Origin of the sequence: Chitinophaga sp. (assembly GCF_035564935.1) — a bacterium.
GTDB lineage: Bacteria > Bacteroidota > Bacteroidia > Chitinophagales > Chitinophagaceae > Chitinophaga.
On the sequence record NZ_DATMTE010000963.1, the window covers coordinates 1 to 1,793 of the forward strand.

At 45.0% G+C, this 1,793-nt stretch carries 1 protein-coding gene; it reads left to right on the forward strand.

Annotation, left to right across the window (positions count from 1 at the left end; translation table 11 throughout):
- The coding region (locus VN105_RS24970; RefSeq protein ID WP_325645365.1) for a copper-translocating P-type ATPase at positions 1–1,793 on the forward strand (1,793 nt) is incomplete at both ends.

Consider the following 1,793-nt stretch of genomic DNA (forward strand, 5'->3'; position numbering starts at 1 on the left):
GTCATCCTGTCCCTACCAGTGGTGGTAATTGGCATGTTCTTTATGGATATGCCTTATGCGAACCCGATTATGTGGTTCTTTGCAACACCTGTCGTACTCTGGCTGGGAAAAGACTTTTTTACCAATGCATGGAAACAAGCAAAACATGGTTCAGCCAATATGGATACCCTGGTCGCTTTAAGTACTGGGATCGCTTATATATTTAGTGTTTTCAATATGCTGTTTGCCAATTTTTGGCATCAACGCGGCTTGCATGCGCATGTCTATTTTGAAGCTGCCGCTGTGGTGATTGCTTTTATTTTGCTCGGGAAATTGCTGGAAGAGAAAGCCAAAGGCAATACCTCATCAGCTATAAAAAAGCTGATGGGCTTGCAACCTAAGACAGTGATGGTAATACAAGCAGATGGATCTGAAAGACAGGTTGCTATAGAAGCGGTCAATGTTGGCGATATCATTCAGGTAAAACCGGGTGAAAAAATTGCTGTTGACGGGATGGTCATATCGGGCGATTCCTACGTGGATGAAAGCATGTTGAGTGGTGAACCTGTACCTGTTCTGAAAAAAGAAAATGAAAAAGTTTTTGCCGGTACGATCAATCAAAAAGGCAGCTTTCGGTTTCGCGCCGTAAAAGTGGGTAAGGAGACCATGCTAGCTCAGATCATCAAAATGGTTCAGGACGCCCAGGATAGTAAAGCTCCCGTACAAAAAATGGTTGATAAAATCGCCGGTGTATTTGTTCCGGTCGTCATCGGCATTGCACTATTCACCTTTGCCATGTGGCTTATTTTGGGTGGGGATAACGGCTTGGTACAAGGTTTGTTGGCTGCTGTTACTGTACTAGTTATCGCCTGTCCCTGTGCACTTGGCCTAGCAACACCTACCGCAATCATGGTTGGCGTAGGTAAAGGGGCGGAGCATGGTATCTTGATCAAAGATGCGGAAAGCCTTGAGCTTGCCAAACGCGTCAATGCGATCGTATTGGATAAAACCGGAACAATAACGGAAGGAAAACCACGGGTAACGGGTATACAATGGTTAAACGATGATGATGCCACAAATGGTATCCTATTGAATATTGAGAAACAGTCAGAACATCCGCTGGCGGAGGCAGTAGTCAATCATTTGGAAGGCGTAAGCATCACGCCGATAGCTGCATTCGATAGCATAACAGGCAAAGGAGCAAAAGCGAATTATGGACCGGAAACTTATTATGTAGGAAATAAGAAACTGCTGATGGAAAATGGGATCAGCGTAGCGGCAGAATTGCAGCGTCAGGCAGACCAATGGAGTGAAGAGTCCAAAACTGTTATCTGGTTCGCAAATAGCACAAATACACTTGCGGTAATTGCAATTTCCGATAAAATCAAAGAAACCTCCGTGTTGGCCATTCAAGAAATGCAGGCCATGGGTATTGAACTTTATATGTTGACGGGTGATAATGAATCTACCGCTAAAGCGATTGCCGAACAAACCGGTATTAAACACTACAAAGCGGAAGTCATGCCGCAACACAAAGCTGACTTTGTAAAAGAGCTTCAACAACAGGGAAAAGTGGTGGCCATGGTTGGCGACGGTATTAATGACAGCACCGCGCTGGCAACGGCTGACGTCAGCATAGCGATGGGTAAAGGCAGCGATATTGCTATGGATGTGGCAAAAATGACCATCATCTCCTCGGATCTAACTAAAATACCCCAGGCAATCCGGCTGTCAAAACAAACGGTGACCACGATCAAACAAAATTTATTCTGGGCTTTTATTTACAATGTGATCGGTATTCCGCTCGCAGCAGG